At 46.7% G+C, this 20,318-nt stretch carries 15 protein-coding genes and 1 pseudogene; 10 read left to right on the top strand and 6 right to left on the bottom strand.

The window, feature by feature from the left end:
- Positions 1–9 precede the first annotated feature (9 nt).
- From NDK47_RS13680 to NDK47_RS27710, 5 genes are all read left to right on the top strand, one after another.
- The gene (locus NDK47_RS13680) at positions 10–984 is read left to right on the top strand and encodes an ABC transporter permease (RefSeq protein WP_251875811.1); all 975 of its coding nucleotides are present in this window, start codon (positions 10–12) and stop codon (positions 982–984) included.
- A gap of 9 nt (positions 985–993) precedes the next feature.
- Positions 994–1,872: an oligopeptide ABC transporter permease gene (opp4C, locus tag NDK47_RS13675; protein ID WP_251875809.1), complete on the top strand. Its 879-nt coding sequence runs from the start codon at positions 994–996 to the stop codon at positions 1,870–1,872.
- 57 nt (positions 1,873–1,929) lie between these two features.
- Positions 1,930–3,729: an oligoendopeptidase F gene (pepF, locus tag NDK47_RS13670; RefSeq protein WP_251876151.1), complete on the top strand. Its 1,800-nt coding sequence runs from the start codon at positions 1,930–1,932 to the stop codon at positions 3,727–3,729.
- A 207-nt stretch (positions 3,730–3,936) separates the two neighbouring features.
- Positions 3,937–4,641 (top strand): M20/M25/M40 family metallo-hydrolase, encoded by a 705-nt coding sequence (locus tag NDK47_RS27715; protein ID WP_322112098.1) that lies wholly within the window; start codon positions 3,937–3,939, stop codon positions 4,639–4,641.
- Positions 4,634–5,200, top strand: a complete 567-nt coding sequence (locus NDK47_RS27710; protein WP_322112097.1) for a peptidase dimerization domain-containing protein — start codon at positions 4,634–4,636, stop codon at positions 5,198–5,200. The genes NDK47_RS27715 and NDK47_RS27710 overlap by 8 nt, the downstream gene beginning before the upstream one ends.
- Positions 5,201–5,765: 565 nt before the next feature.
- On the opposite strand, the gene NDK47_RS13660 is transcribed toward NDK47_RS27710, so the two are convergent.
- Positions 5,766–7,559 (bottom strand): S9 family peptidase, encoded by a 1,794-nt coding sequence (locus tag NDK47_RS13660; protein ID WP_251875807.1) that lies wholly within the window; start codon positions 7,557–7,559, stop codon positions 5,766–5,768.
- 725 nt (positions 7,560–8,284) lie between these two features.
- Between NDK47_RS13660 and iadA the strand changes: the two genes are divergently transcribed.
- From iadA to NDK47_RS13635, 5 genes and pseudogenes are all read left to right on the top strand, one after another.
- Positions 8,285–9,451, top strand: a complete 1,167-nt coding sequence (gene iadA, locus NDK47_RS13655; RefSeq protein ID WP_251875805.1) for a beta-aspartyl-peptidase — start codon at positions 8,285–8,287, stop codon at positions 9,449–9,451.
- 99 nt (positions 9,452–9,550) lie between these two features.
- Positions 9,551–11,641, top strand: coding sequence for a sigma 54-interacting transcriptional regulator (locus NDK47_RS13650; RefSeq protein ID WP_251875803.1), 2,091 nt, complete (start codon positions 9,551–9,553; stop codon positions 11,639–11,641).
- A 268-nt stretch (positions 11,642–11,909) separates the two neighbouring features.
- Entirely contained in the window at positions 11,910–12,791 is an 882-nt protein-coding gene (locus tag NDK47_RS13645) for a succinylglutamate desuccinylase/aspartoacylase family protein (protein ID WP_251875801.1), read from the top strand.
- Between the two features lie 589 nt (positions 12,792–13,380).
- Positions 13,381–13,713 carry a Ger(x)C family spore germination C-terminal domain-containing protein gene (locus NDK47_RS13640; RefSeq protein ID WP_251875800.1) on the top strand — a complete coding sequence of 111 codons (333 nt, stop codon included), beginning with the start codon at positions 13,381–13,383 and terminating at the stop codon, positions 13,711–13,713.
- Between the two features lie 835 nt (positions 13,714–14,548).
- A pseudogene (locus tag NDK47_RS13635) lies at positions 14,549–14,856 on the top strand (cation-transporting P-type ATPase); the annotation flags it as partial.
- 117 nt (positions 14,857–14,973) lie between these two features.
- Here the strand turns inward: NDK47_RS13635 and NDK47_RS13630 are convergent.
- The 5 genes from NDK47_RS13630 to NDK47_RS13610 form a co-directional block, all read right to left on the bottom strand.
- Positions 14,974–15,888: a tyrosine-type recombinase/integrase gene (locus tag NDK47_RS13630; RefSeq protein WP_251875798.1), complete on the bottom strand. Its 915-nt coding sequence runs from the start codon at positions 15,886–15,888 to the stop codon at positions 14,974–14,976.
- A gap of 312 nt (positions 15,889–16,200) precedes the next feature.
- Positions 16,201–16,515, bottom strand: a complete 315-nt coding sequence (locus NDK47_RS13625; protein ID WP_251875796.1) for a DMT family transporter — start codon at positions 16,513–16,515, stop codon at positions 16,201–16,203.
- Positions 16,515–16,862, bottom strand: coding sequence for a DMT family transporter (locus NDK47_RS13620; protein ID WP_251875794.1), 348 nt, complete (start codon positions 16,860–16,862; stop codon positions 16,515–16,517). The genes NDK47_RS13625 and NDK47_RS13620 overlap by 1 nt, the downstream gene beginning before the upstream one ends.
- On the bottom strand, positions 16,843–17,625 hold the full coding sequence (locus NDK47_RS13615) for a MerR family transcriptional regulator (RefSeq protein WP_251875781.1): 783 nt from the start codon (positions 17,623–17,625) through the stop codon (positions 16,843–16,845). The genes NDK47_RS13620 and NDK47_RS13615 overlap by 20 nt, the downstream gene beginning before the upstream one ends.
- Before the next feature lie 217 nt (positions 17,626–17,842).
- A complete protein-coding gene (locus tag NDK47_RS13610; protein WP_251875779.1) occupies positions 17,843–20,092 on the bottom strand; it encodes an ATP-binding cassette domain-containing protein in 2,250 nt (749 codons plus the stop codon).
- Positions 20,093–20,318: the final 226 nt, after the last annotated feature.

The raw sequence follows: 20,318 nt of genomic DNA, 5'->3' as shown, positions 1-20,318 counted from the left end.
TGGCAACTGATGGCTAACTATGCGCTGCGACGTTTTCTGAATGCCATCCCAATTTTGCTGGGGATTACAGTCATATCTTTTTTGATCATCAATATGGCTCCGGGCAACCCGCTGTCAGGCATGATGGAGGGTTCAGATTCGATCATGTCGACGGTCGATCAGGAAAGTTTGTTGAAAGAGTATGGGCTCGACCAACCGCTGCATGTTCAATACTGGAAATGGCTCAGCGGCATGGTACGAGGCGATTTCGGCACTTCGTTCATTAAACACGAGCCGGTTAGGGATTTAATCCTAAACCGGCTGCCATATACGCTAATGCTGACTGTGACGTCGTTTCTCGTCGCGATCTTGATAGCGGTTCCACTCGGCGTCCTGTGCGCGGTGAAAGCCCATTCGCGGTTCGATCAAATCGTCTCAGCTCTGTCGTTTGTCGGGGTTTCGATACCCGTTTTCTGGTTTGGACTGATGCTTATCATGCTTTTTTCCGTCAAGTTAGGGTGGTTGCCTTCGGGAGGACTGATGACGATCAATGCGCCGTTCAGCATGTCGGACCGCATCATTCATCTTGTTATGCCGGTATGTGCGATGGCGTCGCACGAAATCGCGTCATGGCTAAGGTATGTGCGTTCCAGCATGCTGGAGGTGATCGGTCAGGATTACGTACGGACGGCGAAAGCGAAGGGGCTCCTGAAAGGACGGGTGCTCATGTTGCACGCTTTGCGCAACGCGCTTATCCCGCTGGTTACTTTGTTAGGTTTGTCACTACCGTCGTTTTTCGCAGGGGCACTGATCACGGAGTCGATCTTTAGTATTCCAGGTATGGGGCGACTGTTTATCGATGCGGCTTTTCAGCGGGATTACCCAGTCATCTTCGGTATTACGACGATCGGCGCTTTCTTGCATGTGTTCGGAAATTTGCTGGCTGATCTTGTGTACGCGGTACTGGATCCGCGGGTCAGCTTCAGCCAAAAGGCAAAGGGGTGAGAATAGCCAATGGAAGTGGTTGTAACGAATAGTAACAGTATACCGGGCGCGGACGTTCCGAAAAACCGGGCATGGGAAAGGTTCAAACGAAATCGGTTGGCACTGATCAGTTTGTTTGTCATCGGCGGGCTGATCTTGCTGGCGCTGCTGGCACCTCTGATCGCGCCGTACGATCCTGCGGAGCAAAATTTGATTGACAAGCTGAAGCCCCCGAGCAAGGAGCATTGGTTCGGAACGGACGAACTGGGGCGAGACCTGCTTAGCCGGGTGCTCTATGGAGCGCGGGTTTCGCTTTCGGTCGGCATTTTTGCGGTTGTGTTCAATGTGGTAATCGGCATTGTCATCGGCTCAACGGCGGGGTATTACGGCGGCAAAATCGATGGGATATTGATGAGGTTTACGGATATCATGCTTTCCTTTCCGACGAAGTTCGTGCTCATCGCTGTCGTCACAATTTTGAAGCCGAGCTTGATTAATATTATCATCGTGCTGGTGGCATTCGGCTGGATGGGGAAGGCGCGGCTGTTACGTGGACAAATCTTGTCAGTAAAGAACCGGGAATTCGTGGACGCGGCGCGAACGATTGGAATGTCGGATTTCCGCATCATTTTCCGGCACATTTTGCCCAACTCGCTGGCGCCGGTCATCGTCTCGGCAACCTTGCAGGTAGGGGGAATGATATTGACCGAGTCAACTCTAAGCTTTCTCGGACTTGGGATTCAACCGCCGATGGCGAGCTGGGGTAATCTATTGCAATCGGCTCAAAACTTGACGATCATGGCGAAGGCCCCGTGGTACCCGTTCATTCCGGGCTTTATGATTTGTTTGACGATAATGTGTTTTAACTTTATCGGTGACGGACTGCGTACAGCATTCGATTCGCGCTGATTTGCGCTGATGTAGTTTCCGTAAAAAAACAACGATTAAAGAGGAGGCCAAACGATGATAAAGGAAAGAAAGACACGTGATCAAGTGCCTACGGAGCAAACTTGGAATCTTGAAGATTTGTTTTCCAGTGTGGAAACGTGGGAGGCGGAGCTGCTACATATCCAGGAGCTGGCGCGCTCCTTGCAAAAGTACAAAGGCCGTCTTCATGAAGGCGGGGATGTGCTGCTGGCTTGTCTAGAGACAGAAGAAGAAATCCGTGTGCGAATGGGACTGGCAGCAACATATGCGCGCTTACGGCTGTCCGAGGATGAGGCGAGTCCAATGAATCAGGCAAATTCGTCGCGTGCGGGCGACGTGCAGGCGGAAGTCGGCGCGGCGCTGACGTTTATTTTGTCCGAGATCCTCGCTTTGCCGGACGGGACAGTTGAAAATTTTATACGGGAGACGCCAGCTCTGGAGTCGTTCCGCAAAAGTTTGGCAGATTTGCTGGAGACGAAGCCGCATAGTCTTTCCTCCGAGACGGAGACTGTTCTCGCTTCTTTAGGAGAAGTGCTTGGCGCCCCACACACGATTTATCAGCGAAGCAAGCTTGCAGATATGTCGTTTTCTCAGGTACAGGACGGTAATGGGGCAACGAGACCCGTTTCGTTCTCACTTTATGAAACGAACTATGCATCTTCTACGGATACAATACTGCGCCGCGCTGCTTTTAGGTCTTTCACAATTACACTGGACTCGTACAAAAATACGATTGCCGCTGTCTATGCCACGGAAGTGAAACGGCAAACGGTCACGTCGCGCCTGCGCGGCTACGAATCGGTGACGCATATGCTGCTTCATTTGCAGCAGGTGACGATGGAGATGTACCTGAACATAGTGGATATTATTAGAACGGAACTGGCCCCACACATGCGGCGGTTTGTGCGGCTGAAGCAAAGGGTGCTCGGTCTGGAGCGAATGATGTTCAGCGATTTAAAGGCACCGCTCGACCCCGACTTCATTCCGCAGATTTCGTTTGAAGAGGCCGGTCGCATGGTAGTGGAATCTCTGAAGGTGCTCGGTCCTGAATATACGTCAATTATGGAGCGTGCTCTGTCGGATAGATGGGTCGATTACGCGGACAATGTTGGAAAATCGACCGGCGCTTTTTGTTCGACACCGTATGGCGGCCATTCCTATATATTGATCACCTGGTCGGGTAGTATGCGCGGCGCGTTTACGTTGGCGCACGAGCTTGGCCACGCAGGGCATTTGATGCTCGCAGGGCGCAACCAGCGTTTCACCGATTTCAGGCCTACACTGTACTGTATTGAGGCGCCCTCGACAATGAATGAGCTCCTATTGGCGCAACACATCGTCGAGCAGTCCGCCGACCAGCGTCTCAAACGGTGGGTTCTATTACAATTGATGGGTACGTATTACCACAACTTCGTCACACACCTGCTCGAAGCTGATATGCAAAGAAGGGTTTACGCTGCGGCCGAAGCAGGTGAGCCGCTGACTGCAAGCAAGCTTTGTGAGTTGAAGGGGCTCTTACTTTCCGAGTTTTGGGGCGATACGGTGGAACTGGATAAGGGGGCCAACCTTACCTGGATGCGCCAGCCGCATTACTATAGAGGGCTATACCCGTATACGTACGCTGCTGGCTTGACTGTTTCAACGGCGGTCGCTTCGCTCATCCGCGAGGAAGGGCAGCCGGCGGTAGACCGCTGGCTTAGCATGTTGAAGGCGGGAGGCACGCTGCGACCCCTTGAACTGATGAAGCTTGCCGGCGTCGATATGTCCAACCCTCAACCGATTCGAAGTGCGATCGCTTATGTCGGTTCTTTGGTGGATGAATTGGAGCAGTTATTCTAGTTTTCTTTGATAAAATAAGCAGGAAAGCATGCGTCGCCCCCTCTTCTATGGATTAGGCAATTTTGTGCAATTCGAGTTAGAACCTCATCTTAGATTCCAATCGTACGTGATGACAAAATTAGGTCCTACCGAAGCGGCTATGTTCGAGCAGGACAAAAGCAAGTAACATGAATCCAGATGACTCAAACGACCAAGGAGAGTGTTTAAATGGCAACTGAAGAAACAGAGGTGAACAGTATAGCGGCATTTACGATCTCGGACGATGTAAAGGCTCGGTTTAAAACGCTGATGGCCAACACAAACGTGAAGTCGGCACTCGAATTTATTAAATCGGACAATGAGCGCACGTTGGGCGATCAAATTGAAATTACCGAAATTCCGGCCCCTCCCTTTAAGGAAGAAGTTCGCGCGAATTATTACAAAAAACGGCTGAAAGAGCTAAAATTAGCGGATGTGATGATGGATTCCGAAGGGAGTGTGTTCGGGGTCCGACGAGGAACTGGGAACGGACCGACGCTCTTTATCTCTGCTCATTTGGACACAGTTTTTCCGGAAGGAACCGATACGAAGGTAAGAAAAGAGGATGGCAAGTACATCGGACCGGGAATTGCCGACGACGGTAGAGGACTGGCTGCATTGCTTTCACTTGTCCGCACGTTCGAAATTGTTGGGTTGCAAACCCGGGGAAATATTATTTTTGGCGCTGTTGTCGGTGAGGAAGGGTTAGGAGATTTACGCGGAGTGAAGGCGATGTTCAGAAACCACCAAAATATTGACGGCTACATATCGATCGAGCCGGGCAGGCCGACACGCACGATCTATTTGGCAACGGGATCGCTCAGATACAACGCGGTGTATAAAGGTCCAGGCGGCCACAGCTACGGCGCCTTTGGCCATCCGAGCCATGGGTAGAGCGATTGCGAAAATCGCCGATCTGCAAACGCCGATAAATCCGAAGACGACCTTTACCGTCGGTACGGTCTGCGGCGGCACATCGGTAAATACGATTGCAGCTGATGCGCAAATACTGATCGATGTGCGCTCAAATTCTCCCGAAGAATTGCAAATTTTGGGGGAAAAAGTGACCGCCACTCTGTACGAAGCGGCTAAGGAAGAAGGCGCACGCTGGGGAAGCGAGGCGATCGAGGTCCATATTGACGTTGTTGGACATCGCCCGGCCGGCTACCAACCTGCGGACGCGCTTATCGTACAGGCCTCGCTCGCCTCGGCTGCGGCGCTCGGCTTTGTGCCCCAGCTCTCCCAAGCGAGCAGTACCGACGCCAATGTGCCGATCAGCCTTGGAATCCCTGCAGTCACTTTAGGAGGCGGCGGATCGAACGGGGGAGCGCACACTCTAAACGAATGGTTCGATCCGACGGATGCCTATTATGGGGTGCAAAGGATATTTTTGACGACACTGGCGCTGGTCGGAATGGACAACGTTGTTGAGCCTCTGCTGTCAAAAAGATAAGCTTATCCTGGATAGTGAACTACTCTCCACTTAGGCTAACGCCTAGAAGTGGGAGCTTCTCAAATCCACGACGAAAGTAACCTTTCGTCTCCTCGAGCGTTACTTCGGGTAGTCCCTACCCTAGATGTCCGACGTTTCGGAGTTCTTTTGTTACCTTGGATATTTTACGCATGGAAGGATAAGCTTGGTTTTCGCATTTTGTTTCTCCATGCAACCCCATATATCCAGTTATCAAAGAACATCATAAGTAGATTTTACCAAAGTGTCGGACAACTGAACAGGCAAAAGCCTGTCCTTGTCCAAAGTCGATTCATCCCCCACTTACAACCAAACGCTGTAAGGTTTTAGAAGTGGGAGACTTCTCGACCTATAAGTTAAAAGGAGAGATCGGCCGGCTCTGAATATATCCGCAGTCTGAAGTATCGTAGGAGGTCTCAAAATCAAGAATCCCGCTTCACTATCAAAAGTGAGGCGGGATTCTTTTCCGTTGATTGTTGCGTTTCAGGCATTTAGGGAGACTTTTTTGGGACAGCCCCTAGTTATTCGTCATGTGTTTAAGATGGGTTCAAGAACTTAAATGGTGCCGGAAAAAAGACGCGATGGCTTCATTCATTCGAATGTGGTTTTCGATTTTCTCTGTTTTATGGCCTTCGTCTTCAAACACGATCAGTTCAACCTGCTGGCCTCGCGCCTTCATATCTGCATACATTTGCTCGGCTTCGCTTACCGGAACACGGGTATCGTTTTTGCCGTGGAAAATAAGCAGTGGCGCTTGAATTTTATGGGACAAGTTTAGCGGGGCAATTTCCTCGAAGAAGTCGCTATCTTCCGCCAGTGTTCCGTATTCGACTTCTCTTAATTTTCTCCGCCAAGGCCCGGTGTTTTCTAGAAAAGTCCGAAAATGCGATATACCGACGATATCCACCCCGGCTGCCCACAAGTGTGGGTAGTGTGTTAATGCGGCCAGCACCATAAATCCGCCGTAGCTTCTGCCGATAATGCCGATTTTACCGCTGTCGATGGAGCCGATCCGGCCGATTTCTTTTGCTAGAGCTGCGAGATCGGCCACTGCATCCATTCGCTTCCGGCCGTTGTCCAAATCCATATAATGCTTGCCGTAGCCTTTGCTCCCCCGCACGTTCGGAACGAAAACGGAAAAGCCTTGTCCGTACAAGTACTGAATGACAGAGTTGAAATCGTACCTGGACTGCGATTCAGGGCCGCCGTGAACGTAGACGACCGCCGGTGAGTTGGCCCTTTCCTGTCTGTAAAAAAAATAAGGAACATCCAGTCCGTCGAACGAGACGAAGGTGCTCAACTCCGGCTCCCGCCAGGATGGGCCACCACCTTCTTGCTCGCTGAAATAAGTGAGTCTCTCCAGCGAGCGGGTGCATACGTCGTAGCGAAATATTTCCCCTGGAATGACGGGACTTTTCAGCCCAAAAACGATCCGGTTGTCGTCGAACCAGGAAATGGAGTCGATGACGCCGCGCGGAATCTCCTTAAGCGGCTCGGACTTTCCGCTCGCTACATTGTACAGGTATAGCACGGAGATTCCACCTTCGTTCACTGTATAAGCGATCCGAGTTTCATCCAAAGACAGCTTTGCTTCTTCGATGTCCCATTTTGGAAAATGAACGAGTTTGATCGGCTCCCCATGCAAAGTAAACCGATATAAAGCCATCGTATCCTCGGCTGCGTCGCTTACCATATAGCCGAAATCTCCGGCTTTTGTCATCTGTATGCTCTCGTAGCGGCCCAATTGTTCAAAGCCGATTCTCGTCGTACCGCCCGTATCCAAATCGAGCACGTGCAAAGCCTGCAAATTGTTTCCCTGCAAGCATCGGACTAGAAGTCTCCTGCCGTCGGGCAGCCACAGGTCCGGAGTGGTGCGTCCGTCAAACCGGTATACAACGTCCGTTTGCCCGGTGTCCACATCCTGCACAAATACATCGAAAAAAGCGGCAGTTCTGCGATTGCTCGACCATGTTATTTTGGTTCCGCATGGAGACCAGCCTCCAAGGTGGTGGAAATGCTCAGGGGAAACCATCAATTCCCGCACTTTTCGCGTCTCATTATTGATCAGATAAAGTTGCTGCTTTTCGTTCCCTTTCCAGTCCATACCGAGAATCGTCTTGTCACCTGCCGGGGAATGACTGACCTTCATGACTGAATCTGGCATGACGACATACTGCTTGCAACTTGATTCGTTGTCATTTTTATACCATAGCTGCGGGAGACCGCTTTTTTTCGAAATAAACGTAATTTGCCCCCGGTGAGGCACAATTTTCGGGCTGTAAGCCGAACCTACGCTTAAATAAGCCTGAAATGAATGAACAGCGTCCGTTTGTCTACTCAATTGATATCGCTCCTTCAAGGCATTTTTTTAAAGCAGGACTATATTAAAAGTATTACACCTCTCATGCTATGCAATTTTTGTTCCAATTGCGGGCGTTTGATCGGAAGACGGTGAACAAAGGAAAGCGGCTAAAAGTAGCGGCGATTTTACTGTAAAAGGGGACTCTATTTATTGCTATCTTTGAATTAACTATAGCCTATTCATCATAAATATCCTCGCTGTCAGTTTACAGAATGAGAGTGTAAATAAAAGGTTGGACGAAGCCAGTCTTTGTTTGGGGAGCTGCTGTGATAGGAGTAGTCACCAATAAAACCCGGAATTGGGAAATAGGTTCCCTGAAAATATTGCTGTTTTACAGATCCAGGTAACGGCATTAATATTGTGCGGAAAATATCCCCAAATCATCGTCTGACTCGTTATCAAATGGTTTTGATCAATAGGGGACTCACTGTTATTTGAAGAGACGATGCTTATCTCCCTTTTTATGCAATATTGGTATGAAATTTGCTGTATAAAAGGCTCGACAATGATTTACATATCGAATGAAGGGTAAAACAATTAACCGAGAGTATTCCGTAAAGCCATCACCGTCAAGGAAGGTAGCAAGGAGGGAGGTAGAAAATGAAGTGCGAGATCTTTAACAGCAAGCCATTGGGCTCATTGACAATGTGATGGAGAAGTTGAACGAACAATAATAAACTTACAGAATAAAGGGGGACTAAGGTATGGTTACATTAATAAAAAATGGTACCGTATATTCGCCGGAGTACATGGGAGAACAGGATATCCTGATTATCGGTAACAAAATCGCCGAAGTGAAAAAAGAGATTGGAAGCTGTAGCATTTTTTCGGCTATTGAAGTTATCGATGCGACTGGAAAACTGGTGGTTCCAGGGTTTATCGATCAGCACGTTCATCTCATTGGTGGAGGAGGGGAAACTGGTTTCAACAGTCGTACTCCAGAACTCGCGTTATCGAAAATTATCGAAGCAGGGGTTACCACTGTTGTAGGACTATTGGGAACTGACGGATTTGCAAGACATATAGAATCGTTATATGCAAAATCAAAAGGGTTAGAAAAAGAAGGACTTACTACATTTATGCATACAGGTTCGTATACGATTCCAAGCACGACAATTACCGGCAGTGTCGATCGAGATATTTTATTTATCGATAAAGTGATAGGGGTCAAGGTTGCCATTTCTGACCATCGTTCTTCGCATTGCACTGGAGAAGAGCTCACTAGATTGGCCTCCCAGGCAAGAGTTGCAGGGATGTTAAGCGATAAACCAGGTATGGTGCATGTTCATATAGGACGAGGAAAAGATCAGTTAAACATGATTTTAGACATTGTTGAAAATACAAACATACCTATTACGCAATTTGTTCCTACCCATGTGACTAGAACAAGAGAGCTTTTCGAACAAGCGAAGCAATTTGTTAGGTTGGGTGGGCGAATCGATATAACGACGTATTCCGAATTTACTTCCACGAATGATCTAAAGCCTAGCAAAGCTGTGATGGAGTGCATCAAGGAAGGGTTGCCAATCGAATCAATTACGGTCAGCTCCGATGGAAACGGGAGCATTCCTAAATACGACAGTACAGGTAAAATTGTCGGCATGGGTGTTGGGAACTTAAATGCCTCGCACTTGTTCCTGAAAAACCTGGTACAGGAAGAGGGAGCAGATCTTAGTGTAGCCTTGAAATTTCTGACGGTAAATGTAGCCAAGGTTTTAGATATTTTTCCTGAGAAGGGGAAGCTCCAAGCTGGAAGCGACGGTGATCTGTTAATCCTGAACAAAGAATTGAACATCGATACGGTATATGCCATGGGGAAAAAAATGATGGAACATGGAGAAGTAATGGTCAAGGGTACCTTTGAAGATTAATACATCAGAAAGAGGCCAATTTGGGGAATAACGAATTTTTTGAAGAAAAGGGTGCAACGTGTACCCTTTTCTTTATATATTCGAAAAGAGGAGCTCAGTATGGAAAAGAAAACAGTCATCTTTATCTCGAAACTTGAGCAATCGCTCGAACTATTCATTAATCAAGGCCATGAACTAGGGGTATCAGAAGATTTTCATCTTGAGGGGCGCACAGTAAATCAGCTTGCCTATAATCCCATAAGTGAAGATTCCCTGGTTGTTCTTTCTAGTAAGTTTATTCTTCCGACAATCGAAGCGTATTTGCCTCAAAAGCAGAAGTATATTATAGCTAAACGAACGGTTAACTACAAGAACATACGTAACATGTTGGATATACCACGTGGAATAAAGGTGCTGCTTGTAAGCGACCTGCAAAAAAGGGCTAATGAAACGGTCTCCCTCTTGAAATCTTCAGGAATTGACCTTGACTTTTATCCCTATTACCCGGGCGGAACGTATTCGGAAGACATTCAAATTGCTATCACACCCGGTGAATCAAAGTTCGTCCCGCCTTCTATCCAAAAAGTTATTGACATTGGCTCACGAGTGATTGACTTATCAACATGGATTGAAATATACGCCCATTTTAAGCATGAGGGACGTGACTCTCGAAAATTGACAGCACGCTATCTTCAATCAATCGTCTATATAACTGAACAACTTAGAGATGAAGTTCAAAAAGCCAATCTTCTTCGCAAACATCTGGAGACCATCGTTGATCGAATTGAAGATGCTGTGTTAGCTATTGATGACGAAGATGTCATTCGCCTTACGAATCATAAGGCTCTACAACTCTTGCATCTGCAGGGCAAAGATCTATTAAATCATAGGACAGCAAACAGCATTCCTTCCCATTTTTATCAAATCATTCATGAAGTACCTTATGAAAAGGAAGAAATTGTGCATTGGGATAACCAGACTTACTTTTTTCGAAAGACACACATTATCATAGAAGGAAAAAACATGGGCTATTTGATCTTGTTTCGTAAAGCTTCAGAAATTAACAAGTTAGAGCATGATTATCGAAGAAAAATGTTGAATAAAGGACTCATTGCCAAATATACGTTTAACGATCTTTCGGGTATAAGCACTTCTTTCCAAAAGGTAACCGACATTGCTAAAAAAATTGCACGAAGCAATTCTACAGTTCTTTTGCTAGGAGAGACCGGAACGGGTAAAGAATTGTTAGCCCAAGCGATTCACAACGGTTCTCCACGTCAAAGTGGTCCCTTTGTAGGTGCGAATTTTGCCGCGATTTCTGAGACTTTATTAGAAAGTGAACTTTTCGGATATGAAGAAGGAGCATTTACGGGCGCAAAAAAGGGCGGACACATCGGACTGTTTGAACAGGCTCATAATGGTACAATTTTCTTGGATGAAATTGGAGATGTCTCTCATTCCATTCAGAACCGATTACTGCGAGTACTCCAGGAAAGAGAAATCATGAAGGTAGGGGGAAATCACGTCATTCCGATCGACATCCGCGTTATTGCAGCGACAAACAAAGATTTGGAATGCATGATTGAGGAGGGGAGTTTTCGAGCAGACCTGTATTATCGACTGAATATCCTGCCGATTTTTATTCCCCCTTTACGTGATCGCAAGGAAGATGTTTACTTGCTCACCAACGTCTTTATCAAAAAAATTTGCAACCGCTTGCAACGACCATCTTTTGTCTTTTCCGAAGAAGCGAGGAAGGAGATGGAACTATATCATTGGCCCGGGAATATCAGAGAACTGGAAAATATCATCGAATATTTGGCTCATGTCGTTGACAAGGTGGTCTATCCACAAGATCTCTTGTTCAAACGCAGCAAAAGAATCGTGGAAGAATCAGGTGAAACAAGGACACTCATTTTTGAAGCAATCAAGCAATCTTATGAGAGAAAAGGTTTTCTGGAAGAGATCAGGGTTATCTTGCAGATTATTCATAATGCTAAGATTACAGTAGGCAGAAATTACATTATCCGCTCCTTACAAGGGGAGGGCTGGAACATTACGGAAGAACAGCTTCGCTATCGTATGAAGCTGTTAAACCAAGACCAATTAATAAAAGTCAGCCGTGGGAGAAAAGGCAGCTCCCTTTCCGATAAGGGGGTCGAGTTTCTATCTTACTTAATGGATAAGGATCGAGCTCTCGTCGAAACGTAATTCCATTCTTCTATCATCTAATCACAAAATCATATCAGTAAATTTTATGCCAACGATTATCTAATCGGAATATACGGCGATCCTGAGATGAGATGAATCATGTGTGTAGAAAATGACGCCCCTATTTATCTGTAACGGGTGAATCAGTGTCCCCTGCAACAACCAGAGAGGACTAGGAAGCGATTAAATATAGACACATGGCATTGGTATGGAAAATGCAATCATCAATATTGTCGTAACACAATTCATTTCTAGGAGGGAGTAATCTATGAACATTCGCGAGGTTATTTTTGAACCGACAAGTGTCACTAGTTTTTCAATCCACGAATTCGGGGACGGTCAGGGGCCAAGCATCGCCATTACGGCTGGGGTACATGGCGATGAACAGACAGCTATTCATACCGCCAACTTATTAATCAAGCTGCTTGGAAGTCAAAAGGTATCTGGGCGGATTAAGGTAATTCCGATTTGTAACCCTGCCTCTTATCGCAGTCGGACCCGCTGTTCTCCCTTTGATCATCTGGACATGAATCGTTTTTTTCCAGGCAATGCTGAGGGCAGTCCTACCATGCAATTGGCTGATCGGTTATGGAAGGAGACTCGTGATGTAGAGTTCCTCGTCGATATTCACTGCTGTGGCGTTGATGGGTCCACCTATACGCTTGCTCTCTATGAGCAGTATCCTGAGATGAAGGAACTGGCTGAGGCGTTAGGAATTCCGGTTGTCATTCAGTCTGGCGGCCAGGCAGGACAGTTGTTTGTAGAATCCTGCCATACGGGACAAAAGGCATTGATCATTGAACTGCCGGGCGGACAACCAGGCGGGGTGATCAATGCTAAGGCTGCAGAAGAATGCTGTGAGGCATTGAACAGGTACTTAATCCGACTAGGCGTTCTTGAGGGAGAATTACATCAATCACAAGTCACCTTTTATGGAAGGATAAACACGCTATTGGCTCCTCATCCAGGACTGTTTTTGCCTCTTGCAACAGCAGGCGCTCGTTGCGACAAAGGCCATTTGCTTGGCACATTCGAAGGTCATCCTGTCATTGCTCCTTTTTCCGGTGTGATTACAAACCTCAGCCAAGCCCGCTATTGCTTTGCTGGCGAGCGCATGGCAGGCGTGGCACCATTTGAGAAGGATCTATAGAGGTCTGCCTTTGAAGCAGAACAGCTACCTAGATCATTTATAAACGATAGTTCAAAGTTATACTTTGTTTCAAAAGGAATCCGATGCGATAATAGAGCCACAGCAAATCATTGTTGATTGTTATCACAGATAGCAGGTACATCCTGGACTCATGGTTTATTCTATGGCGGGATGGCTAACTGGTATCATAGATGCTTAGTCACTAGTCCAACATAAAATGGGTTGTACAAGCTTGGCACAGGCTATTTTGGTATGGTTTTGGGAATTTTAGGGGCAATCGCCCCTGACCCGAATCAATATAGAAATGTGTTTTCCTTACGCTACTTCCTTCAAACGGGAAGCAGGAGCAGGCGGCGTATTTGAAGTTGATGAGGCCACGTTTAAAGTCGAACAGCCCCCCATATGATTTGAGTTGACCAGAAACAGCTTGGGTGAAAGACAGCACAAGACAGGAGTGGAAGGGGCAACCCTGTTGCAGCGCTTCGCCCCCTAGGCGAAAATCACCAAAAAAGTAATTGCCGGAAAGGCTCAACAATACTTCTACCAATACTTAACCTTTAATGTAGAAAAATCAAGGCGAAAGATGAAAGTGTTGGTTCAGCCGAACGGTCAAATTACAGTTAAGCTGGCACTGAAATGGACAGTGAATGTCATTGAATTTTCTAGAGATCGCTTGCGTGATAAAAAATTGGTTGCCCGATTAAACCGGCATCTATCCAAAGAAATGGCTGATTTGGCACAAAAAACGCTGCGAAAAATGCAAGAAGCCCGCTTCGACGGATTAGGTATCGGCAGGCAACTCATGGTGTTCCATCCAGATACTTGGGAGAAGCAGAAGGAAGACTGGGGGAGCAACTATCAAAAAGTACGTTTTGCTCCTGAGATTCGGCTAGAAATTACGAGGGAAGGGATTATAAACTAACCTGGCAACAGATCACTTGCCCTGACGAATCGGGTCCATACAAATCTTCCGTTCACAATGGAGTACGCACCGTTATGGCGTTCTCCTTCTTTTTGTCATTTTTTGTACATCCGATGTTCACATTGGATCTCTATATTGTTCATGAAGCACTGGCCGTATGGAATGGGGAAGAGAGTGGGAACAGAGGAGGAGGTGAAGGTGAAGTGACTGACGAAGCTATCATTAAAAAAACCTGCCATGATCATCATGATATCATTACTCGTCGCATTTGGCGGAATATTTTCGATTACAGTGATCAACATTGAAAGTGAACCTCAGGCGAAATTAGGGATGCTAAGCGTATACCCAACCAGCGTTGCGGTTGGTTCGCCGGTTACGATCACCGCTTCCGGCGGGACCATCAATCTCAAGCTTCTTTTACAGATGGGAACGAGCGGTACATTCCGACAAGCTGGGCATCGACGGATGGCGCTACGGGTTCGCTCTACAATAAGGGGTAATTCAATTCCAGCGTAGATGTCACCAAGGGCAAAGTATATGGGTAAAAATGTAAGAACCCTCTGTGTCTGGAGAGTTCTTTTTATTTCTGTTCGTTGAACTATCGTTTCCCGTTTGTTCAAGATTCACAGAAAAGTTTAAATTCTGCCGTCAAGGATTCGATGCGTAACACCATTGGTACGCCCAGTATGGAAGTTATCTTTAATGTGAAAATCCCGAACGGTGTACTTGGTGTGCCTGAATGGAGAAGAAGGTGCAAGACGCGGTGAAGAAGATGAAAAATCTGCGTTCATTAAAGAAACGGGTTCGATAGTTCAAAAATAACAGCGGCCAGTTTGCCATCTTAGGGGCAGTAGTCATTGTTGAAAGGGGGAGAGGGGTCGACGGGAGTCATCCTGTTGGACATTAATGAGGTCTTAGAGCGCTACTCGATCGAAAAATTGTGCCAATCCATTCGCTCGTTGATGGACTTTGCTCCGAAAGAAGCGTTGATTCGGCAAGGAAGAGGAGGCAGATAAATGACATCCAAGTTGGTGACATCATGAAGGACAAAAATTGGCAATGGATAGGGTTGTGGTAAAAGGAGCGTCCATCACAAACCTCAACCAAGCGGCGATTTTAGGAGAATCGATACCTGAGACAAAGAAATGTAAATAGTTTCTTCGTTTCAGTTCATGAAATAGCAATTTTATGAACTGAAATTAAAAATGAAAAACCTCCACTCTATTTGTATAACACAATCTAGAGGAGAGGTTTTTTCCTTTACAAGTCAACTCTCAGAGATTCAATTGCTTGTTTCTTTTGTTCGAGGTCTACATGGGTGTAGATAGACGTAGTTGCTAAGCTTTCGTGGCCAAGAAGTTCCTGTAACGTACGGATATCCACTTTGGAAGCAGCATCCTGGGAACGTAGCAGCAACGTCGCAAACGTATGTCGCAGATGATGCAGCGTAAAACGATGTGGTGGTAAACCTGCATGCGCAAGGGTTAATTTAAAGATACGATGTAGTCCCCGCGGGTCTAATATTTCGCCAAGATAATTCGTAAAAACCGGTTCTTTTGGGTGCAACCGATAAGGTTCCACCTGCTCACGATACCTCTGGATCAATGGTAGCACCATCGGATGGAGAGGGAGGACTCGTTCCTTGTTACCTTTCCCGTAGATCCTTACAGTATTCCATTCCAGATCAATTTGTTCCCAAGTCAAATCAACTAATTCTTGTCGGCGCATGCCGGTTGTCGCTAATAGCTTGAACATGACATGGTTACGTAACGCAAACTTTCGTTGGTCAGATTCGAGAAATCGAAAAAGCTGTTGTAACTCGATTAACTTCATATAAACTGACAGTTTTTTATCTGTTTTCGGTGCTTGAATGCCCACCATAAACTCATAGGTGATCCAATTTTCCTTTGCACAAAAGCGACAAAAGGATTTTAAGCAAGAAATACGCCTTTGCAGCGTTCTTGGCCTTGTCTGATGCTCAATGACCTGGTCTTGTACGAAACGCCGAAACGTCGAATTATACACGTGCTGCAGCTCAGTTATTCCGTGAACTTTCTGTAAGAATGCCTCAAATACGTGTAAATCGTACGCGTAGCTGCGAATCGTGTTGACGGATACATTCCGCTCAACCTGCATGTAACTCAAAAATTCATCAATCGCTCGTCTAACCTGCAAAATGGATCGTCCTCCTAAAAAATCGACGCAACCGACATTTATGGACCGTCCATGAAACATCTTTGAACGGGTCCGTAACTTATACGGATGTACCTTATGATTATCAGGAACTTTTGTCGACCAGATTCCTGATAATGTCGATCATCGGAACCAAGACCTTTGAGTTATTGGTACGCTTTGTGTTTTCGTTAGTTTACATAATATATATTATCGGACTCAGCGAAATTATCAGTAAGCATACCATATCGCCCACAACGTTTCCGCTGATTCATTTAACATCGTACCAAGAAAAATACCCCCAGGGATTGGGGGTTAGCTGACTATCTTTAATCCAACTACAGAGAAAATAATTCCAAGTATGCAGCCGATCCGAATCCAACTCTTCGACTCTTTGAAAAATATCATTCCGACCACGGCAGCCCCGACGGTTCCAATTCCTGTCCAAACCGCATAAGCTGTTGCCAGCGGTATCGTTTCCATTGCTCGGACAAGCAATTGGAAGCTTGAGATGAATCCGGCAATAAGAATGATGTTATTGAACCAATTGTTATTTCGGGCGACGAGTTTAATCCCAATGACCCCGACAACTTCCAATAGCCCCGCCGCAATAAGCAACATCCAACTCACTACGATTCACCGCCTTTACTCGATAATTTCAAACCGATGATAAATGCTAACAGCGTTAGTATAAGTACAATTCTCAAAACGCTAACGCCGCCAGACAGCACGATTTCCACAACCGTAGTTCCCAAAGTCCCCATCCCTGCAAAAACGGCGTATGCCGTACCAACCGGCAGCACTTTGGTAGCCTTTATGATCAAATCGAAACTTACTATTAAGGAGACAAGAACGACAATGCTAGGAATGGCCTCGTATTTAAACCCGCTTGCCCATACAATTTCCAATAGTCCTCCTAAGAGCACATAGGCCCATGCTCTCGACTCGCTTATACGCTTATCTTTTTTTTCTGCCATCGTCGTCTTCCTCCTGTGCGTGTCGCAAGTACCAATCGACAATCCGATCGATGTAATCCATGACATCTGCATCCAATCCATACACCTTTGTTTCCTTGCCTTTTTCGGGACGAATCATTGACCAATACTTGTCAATAAGCTCCTCATCTTGCTGAAACCATTCCATCGAAAGGTTTATAATTTGCGCAGCGAGATGCTGCGAAATGTCTGAGGACAGAGGTTCGTGCATATGCTCCTTGACCTTCCGGATCAACTTCGCCCACTCCATGCTCCGGGGATCGTTCTTGTCCAATTTCGGCAAGCTTTTAATTATATCGATTTCCTGCTCAGTGAAGTGCTTGGCCAGGAACTTTTCCCTTGTATCGGGTGAAGAGCGCATAGTCTTAATGAACAGAAAGATATCCTCAGATTCAACCTGTCCCTTCATCTCAAACGCATGCCGCGCAGTCTGGAGCAACATTTCCATCTCGTTTAGACGTTTCTTTTTTTCTGCGATTGTCGCGAGCTCAAAATCCAAATAAGTTTCCCATCGGTGCTCCTGCGAATCTTTCTCTGTAAACAATAATTCCTTGATGGACGCGAGAGAAAAACCCAGCTCCTTTAGTGCCGTAATATGACGAAGCAAACCAACCTCCTCATTCGAATAGTACCGATAGCCCGAATCAGCTACCTTTGCAGGCTTCAACAGCCCGATTTCGTCATAAAATCTCAATGTTCGAATGGATATATTCGTCTTCTTGGATAGTTGTCCAATGCTGTACATGAGACTTACTCCTCCTCTCAAGAATTAGTATAAGTCTCCAGTTTACGTGAGAGTCAAGCATTGACGATCCACCATTTACTCGCTTCACATTGTATTACTTTAGCGGTTTACCAATGTAAGCTACATCCCTTGCCCATTGAAAAGGCAGCCGTTCGTTCTGGCTGCCTACCGAAATCTACCTTTCCGTCAATAATGATATCCTCAAAAGGGTGAACAATCACCTGCTCAAATACTTGCTTGTAAGTGAATGTTTCGCACTCAAAAGCTGTTTCGGAGTGCCTTCGAATATGACATTACCGCCATTGCTGCCGCCTTCGGGACCCATATCTATGATCCAATCAGCGTTTCTGATGACATCTAGGTTATGTTCGATCACAATGACAGTATTTCCGGCATCTACAAGACGATTCATGATAGCTAGCAAATGGGTGATATCTGACATGTGCAGGCCGGTGGTTGGCTCGTCCATGACGTAAATGCTTCCCTTTTTATGCAGTTCGCTAGCCAGCTTAATGCGTTGGCACTCACCGCCCGAAAGTGTGCTGAGCGGCTGGCCGAGTTTCAAATAATCCAGACCCACGTCACTCATGGCCTGCAGCTTGCGAACAACTTCTTTGAGATCAAAGAATGAGAGAGCTTGTTCAACGGTCATCTCCAGAACATCGGCGATCGATTTACCGCCCAATTTGTAGGCCAGCACCTCTTCTTTGAAACGTTTGCCACCGCAAACCTCGCAGGTTGTTTTCACGTTGTCCAAAAATGCCACATCGGTATAAACAACACCAAGGCCTTGGCAGTTTTCACAGGCACCCTTGGAGTTAAAGCTGAACAAACCGGGGCTCACTTTGTTGGCCGATGCAAAAGCCTTGCGCACGTCGTCCATGATACCCGTGTAGGTGGCCGGATTTGACCGAGTAGAGGTACCGACAGCGCTCTGGTCGATCACGATTGCATCGGGATGCTTTTGCAAAAACACCTCGTTGATCAATGTGCTTTTTCCGGAACCGGCAACGCCTGTCACTACCGTTAATACACCCGTTGGAATATCGACGCTAACATTGTTCAAGTTGTGTAGATTGGCGTCAACGATGGATAGTTTGCCCTTGGCAGGACGAAAATGATCCTTAATTGGCATCGAGTGTTTCATATGCTTGCCCGTCAGAGTATCGGACTGCAGAAGGCCGGAAAAGCTGCCTTCGTAAACAATGGTACCGCCGCGGCTGCCGGCAAAAGGTCCGACATCAACGATATGATCGGCTACTTCAATCACATCGGGGTCGTGTTCGACGACAATGACAGTATTGCCTTTATCGCGCAGTTTTTGCAGCAATTCATTAAGCCGGTGCACATCGCGGGGATGCAAACCAACGCTTGGCTCATCAAAAATGTATACCACATCCACGAGACTGCCGCTGAGATGTTTGACCATTTTGACACGCTGTGATTCTCCACCGGATAAAGTGTCGGTTTCGCGGTCAAGGCTGAGATATTCCAGGCCAATATCAACCAGGCGCTGCAGCCTTTCCGTTAAAGCTTTAACCATAGGTGCCGCTATCGGATCTTTTATTTCCTTGATGACCTCAATCAGCCGACCTACCTCCATGGAAGATAGTTCGGCAATATTGTTGCCGTTTATTTTACAGCTGAGAGCGGCCTGGCTGAGGCGAGCTCCGCGGCAAAGGAGACATGGACCATCGGTTATAAACGGCTCCACCCTTTTCTGGGTGCGTTCCGACATCGTTTTGACATCTCGCTTGATGTACTTGTTGGTAAACTTCTCGATGCAGCCTTCCACCGTAATATTCACTGTCTTCCCTCCGAACTGTGTTTCCACTTTCCTTGCCTTGGCGTACAGCAGTTGCTCAAGCTCCTCATCCGAAAAATCGCTCAGCTTCTTGTCGAGATCGTAGGACCCGGACTGCACGATCATCGTCCAATCGAAGCTGTTCACCGCAAAGTCCGGCAGCATAATTGCCCCTTCATGGAGCGACCTTGACATATCCAGCGCCTTGCTCATGTCTACGCACCGACTTCGACCAATCCCGTTGCACTCGGGACACATGCCTTGCGGATCGTTAAACGAAAACATATGCGGTTGTCCAACATAGGGCTGACCTACGCGGGAGAAGAGAAGACGGAGAATGGGAGCGATATCGGTAATCGTGCCTACGGTCGAATGAGCGCCGCCACCCAAGCGTTTTTGGTCGACGATAACCGCCATGCTAAGATTTTCGATCGCATCTGCATCCGGTTGCGGAAAGCGCGGCAGAAAGTTGCGGACGAACATACTGAAGTTTTCGTTCAGTAGACGCTGCGATTCGGCGGCAATGGTATCAAAAACGATCGACGATTTGCCGGAACCGGAAACGCCTGTAAAAATGGTGATTTTGCGCTTGGGAATACGCAATGATACATCTTTCAGGTTATTTTCCCGGGCGCCGCGGATTTCTATATACTCCTGGGACATAGTATCTTCCTTTCCACGTATTTTTGATCCTTATCCGATGAAGCGCCGTATGAGGGCAGTTTCGATGTTTTTAAATTTAATTCAATTATAGCATGTCACCAAAAGTAATGATTTCTTATCAATTGCTCAATTACCAAGGGACTACGGTTCATTTACCACCTTCTTAGAAAAGCCCCGATTCTGATCATTATAGGAACTTTTCGGAGCAAAGATCGCGTCGTCCCTT

It is taken from the genome of Brevibacillus ruminantium, from assembly GCF_023746555.1.
Classification (GTDB): Bacteria; Bacillota; Bacilli; order Brevibacillales; family Brevibacillaceae; genus Brevibacillus; species Brevibacillus ruminantium.
This window is presented reverse-complemented; position numbering and strand designations above follow the sequence as displayed.

Excerpts from the sequence above, each read along its gene's own strand:
- iadA (WP_251875805.1), top strand. The coding sequence starts at position 8,285 with ATGGTTACATTAATAAAAAATGGTACCGTATATTCGCCGGAGTACATG.
- NDK47_RS27715 (WP_322112098.1), top strand. The coding sequence starts at position 3,937 with ATGGCAACTGAAGAAACAGAGGTGAACAGTATAGCGGCATTTACGATC.
- NDK47_RS13615 (WP_251875781.1), bottom strand. The coding sequence starts at position 17,625 with ATGTACAGCATTGGACAACTATCCAAGAAGACGAATATATCCATTCGA.
- NDK47_RS13610 (WP_251875779.1), bottom strand. The coding sequence starts at position 20,092 with ATGTCCCAGGAGTATATAGAAATCCGCGGCGCCCGGGAAAATAACCTG.
- NDK47_RS13680 (WP_251875811.1), top strand. The coding sequence starts at position 10 with ATGGCTAACTATGCGCTGCGACGTTTTCTGAATGCCATCCCAATTTTG.
- NDK47_RS13650 (WP_251875803.1), top strand. The coding sequence starts at position 9,551 with ATGGAAAAGAAAACAGTCATCTTTATCTCGAAACTTGAGCAATCGCTC.
- NDK47_RS27710 (WP_322112097.1), top strand. The coding sequence starts at position 4,634 with ATGGGTAGAGCGATTGCGAAAATCGCCGATCTGCAAACGCCGATAAAT.
- NDK47_RS13620 (WP_251875794.1), bottom strand. The coding sequence starts at position 16,862 with ATGGCAGAAAAAAAAGATAAGCGTATAAGCGAGTCGAGAGCATGGGCC.
- opp4C (WP_251875809.1), top strand. The coding sequence starts at position 994 with ATGGAAGTGGTTGTAACGAATAGTAACAGTATACCGGGCGCGGACGTT.
- NDK47_RS13645 (WP_251875801.1), top strand. The coding sequence starts at position 11,910 with ATGAACATTCGCGAGGTTATTTTTGAACCGACAAGTGTCACTAGTTTT.